This window comes from Nostoc sp. UIC 10890 (genome assembly GCF_054786515.1).
Window position 1 is genome coordinate 1 of sequence record NZ_JBSGKF010000062.1, and the last position, 4,284, is coordinate 4,284.

The following is a 4,284-nucleotide window of genomic DNA, read 5'->3' on the forward strand; positions in this document are numbered from 1 at the left end:
GTAATCAAGCCCGACTACTGACCCAAATAGGAGAAAAGTATTTAAATGAAGGACGAGCATCGGAGGCCCTTGAGTCCTGGAAATCAGCCACAAAAATTTATCGTCAACTTGGCTACGAAGAGGGTATTACTGGCAGCTTAATTAACCAAAATCTTGCCCTACAAGCTTTAGGTTTAAATCGTTTTGCTTGTAACACACTATTACAAGCTCTAAAGCTAAATACAGACACTAAGATTTGTGCCATCTTGCCACAACAGTCTACTGAATCTACAACAAAACTATTGATAGCAGAGATTGATAAGCAAAAATATTTGCCAGTAAATCTATTTGCATGGCAAAACTTAGGAGATGTCTTGCGCTTAATTGGTAAATTAGATGAATCAAAGGTTGTTCTCGCAAAAACGCTATCAATTGTTCAAAAAACGTCTACTGTTGATACTCATGAGCTTTTGCTGTCATTAGCTAATACTCAAGAAGCTATTTATAAGCAAGCACGAAATAAATATTATGAAGTAGAAGAACCAGATTTCAAAAATGAAATTGTGGAGCTGATTCAGCAACAAGCACTCAATTCACTTGAAATTTATCATCAAGTGAATTTGGTGTCAGCAAATTATCCAGTAACACAATTAAAATCTCAACTGCATCATTTGAGCCTGCTAATAGATTTTGATAATTTCTTAACAACAGAGTTAAATTTAGGTAATTTCAAATTAGTTGAGATTCGCAATCAAATTCAACAACAAATTCACCCCTCTATTAACATAATTTTAAAAAATTCTTCTACATTCTCTCAATTATCAGCTACCCAACTTGTTTATACAAAGCTCAATTTTGCTAATAGTTTAAGTCAAATTCCAGATCAGCAATTACGTTCATTAGCTATTGAATATGGTCAGTCTGCTTTACAAACAGCTAAAAGTACAAGTAATCAGCGAATCAAATCTTACAGTCTTGGCACTCTGGGTAAATTACAACCAAAAAAATCAGAAGCATATTTTTTAAGAGCTTTAAGTTTGGCTCAATCAATTCAAGCAGAAGATATTGCTTACCAATGGCAACAACAGCTAGGAAACTTGTACAACAAGCAAGGAAGGGCTAAAGAAGCCCTCACAATGTACAAATCTGCTATTGATAACCTGGCACATATTCGTGACAGCATATTGTCAAGCAATATAGATATACAGTTATTCTTTCAACAAGAAGTAGAACCTGTGTACCGTGATTATATGAAGTTACTTTTGAAAGATTCTAATCCTAATCTCAAAGAAGTAATTCAAATAAACGAACGTTTACAAACAGCACAGTTAGAAAATTTTTTAAATTGTGGCAAGCTTGACCTAATTGCTCTCAATGATATTCCAGACTTAAATAGTGCTTATGGAATCATTCATATCATTGATTTGGATGAAACTATAGAAGTTATTGTACAGTCTTCAGACCGCTCTCTTCATCATTACTCTGTTGAAGCAAATATAGTTAAAGATAATGTTAGTGATCTTTTATGGAGTTTACAGGATCAGAAACTCGCTACTATTGATGTCCAACAAATTCTTTTGCCTTCTCAAGCACTTTATGAAAAATTAATTGCGCCAATAGCATCATATTTACCTGCATCAGGAACATTAATATTTATTTTAGATAAATCTTTTCAAAGTATACCGATGAGCATATTATATGATGGGAAAAATTATCTCCTCGAGCAATACAGCATTGCAGCAACTCTCGGTTCTAGAATTAGATATCCCAAACCTTTATCAAAAAAGCGGTTTACAGCTCTCATCGCTGCTTTGTCTAAGCCCAGCCCCAGCTTGTTAGATCGCAACGCTCCTAAAGGCGTCAGATCACTACCCAAAGCCAAAGAAGAAGTAAAAGATGTCCAAAGTCACACACAATCTTCCCTTACACTATTAGACGAAAAGTTTACTACTCCACGTCTAGAGCAAGAAATAAGTAAAAATAATTTCCCAATCGTTCATATTAGTACTCATGGACAGTTTAGTTCTGACCCTTTGAAGACGGTACTTCTAGCCTATGATAAGGTCATCAATATTAGAGAATTTGACAAATTACTAAAAGGTAAAATTCAAACTGATGCAGATGCAATTGAGTTATTAGTTTTAAGTGCATGTCAGACTGCAAAAGGTAATAAAAGGTCAACATTAGGAATGGCTGGAGTAGCTGCACAAGCAGGTGCGAGAACTACGATAGCTACTTTGTGGCTAGTAGATGCGGATTCTACTGCTTTATTAATGGAAGAATTCTACAAGGGATTGAAAAATGGTATTCCTAAAGCAGAGGCACTGCGGGTTGCACAACTAGTATTAATGAAAAATCCTAAATACGCTCATCATTACTACTGGGCCCCGTTCTTGCTCGTTGGTAGTTGGTTATAAATTCCCACAGCTTTAAACCTTCTTGCACCTTTGATAATTCCTTTAAGTTCTTATTACTTTTAGCTAACTTCTTTGCTGTTGTGTATTCACTAAAAGCCTCATTAGGCAGTCCTGCCTCTAAGTAGCGATCTGCCAATACTCGATAAATTTCAGGGTTTTTACTTCCTGCTGCCACTCTTGCCTTTAATGTTTGTATCGATTCATTTACCAGATTTTTTGACATATATATAGTATCTAAAACCCCAACAGCAGCTTCATCAGGAGGTACTTTTACTTCGTTAACTTGTTTTACCAGTAATGCAATCTCCTGTTGCTCTTTTTCTGGTAAAATACCAAATACTAAAGGAGCGTGACTTATGATTGAGTTTCCTTGGTACGCAAACACAATAATTCTATACATCCGTCCAAATCTCAATTGAGGTTGCCCTTCTGGATATGGCAGTACAGTATTATTTACTTGTATCTGCCAGTTAACATTATTACCCTTTATCTCTACTGTGTAACTAGTAGCTCCTGGGACTGCACGCCAAGAAATTGATGGTCGGGTAGTCAAGATTCTACCGCCACTAATGTAAGGACTAATTAATCTTGGTCTTGGTACAGAGTTATCATCATCTGGTCCTTTAAGCGTAGTAGGACAGTTCTGCGGTTTAAGATTTGTACATCGAAACTTATCTGCCTCAGTGACTTGTGATGGCGCACATTTGTTGGCAGCGTCAGAAAAATTGTTTTGATTAATGTATAAAATTTTTCGATTTAAATAGCAAACGACTGTAACTGTGGCTCCATTCTCTGGGTGAATTTGATCTCCCGGACACAGCGGACTACCTACTGGCAAGTAGCGATCGCCTGGACTCATCACCTTTCCATCAACATTCTTGCACTGACGCAAGGCTATTAGTTGAGATTGCCCCCATGCATTACTAGAACTTGACACAACTAGTGTTGATATTGATGCGAGTGCTACAATTTGAACTGTGAATATTTTTTTGACTATTGCACTTGTCGAATTGTTTAAAGTAAGCATCAAGATTTTTGTATGGCTATTTGCTAGTTAGTAGCATACAGGAAACAGGAAATAAAAAAAAGGCTTAGGGCGAAGATGGCGTCACAAACTCTCCCAATAAACGCTTTAAGATTTGCAATCTCCACTGCTGAACTTCTAACTGATTAGACTCGGCAATCAAACATATCTCCCAAGTCAGCCTGGCATCATTAATTTCACCTAATGCTTCTTGCGCTTGCGCTAATAAACAGTAAGCATCTGTCCTAGCATCCAGTTTTGTTGATTTTTCCAAATCAGCCTTTGCCTCGGCATAACGCTTTAACTCTAATTTTGCCCAACCTAAGTTTTTGTATAAAGTAGACTGTAATTTAATATTTTCAGTTTTTTGTAAACCGGATTTAGCTAAATCAATTGCTACATCATATTTGCCATTTAAAATCTTCAATCTTGATAAATTATTAATGGCTGGTATTGCTTCTCTACTCATTCCAATGGCTAATATATACTGTTTTTCTGCCAAATCATACATTCGTCTATCATCATAGAAAAGTGCTAGCCCAAAACGCGATTCCCAATTGTCAGGCTTTAATTTAAATGACTTTTCATAATTTTTAATCGCACAGTTATCTTGGTTTAATTGCTGGCAAACAAAAGCTAAATTACTATAAGCATCTGCATCACGGTTATTGTATTTAATTGCTAATTCATAATATTTTTTAGCTAACTCAAGGTCTTTGGTGCTACGGACAGCTTTATCAAAGTAAAAACTTGATATAGTCCGATTACTCTGAGAACGAATTTTTATAGCCCAGTAAAAAAAATCTTGTGCTCCCTGAGAATTATTTGCTGCTTCTAACTTTTGTCCTTGAGTTACTAGGTAGT

At 36.0% G+C, this 4,284-nt stretch carries 3 protein-coding genes; 1 reads left to right on the forward strand and 2 read right to left on the reverse strand.

Features of this window, described 5'->3' with window-relative positions:
- On the forward strand, nucleotides 1-2,396 hold a 2,396-nt coding region (locus ACWATR_RS38735; RefSeq protein ID WP_460345325.1), incomplete at its 5' end, for a CHAT domain-containing protein.
- Here ACWATR_RS38735 and ACWATR_RS38740 read toward each other — a convergent pair.
- Nucleotides 2,338-3,333, reverse strand: coding sequence for a tetratricopeptide repeat protein (locus tag ACWATR_RS38740; RefSeq protein ID WP_412983033.1), 996 nt, complete (start codon nucleotides 3,331-3,333; stop codon nucleotides 2,338-2,340). The two genes, ACWATR_RS38735 and ACWATR_RS38740, sit on opposite strands and share 59 nt — an antisense overlap.
- 154 nt (nucleotides 3,334-3,487) lie before the next feature.
- Nucleotides 3,488-4,284, reverse strand: a 797-nt coding sequence (locus ACWATR_RS38745) for a tetratricopeptide repeat protein (RefSeq protein ID WP_460345329.1), incomplete at its 5' end; no start/stop codon positions are given.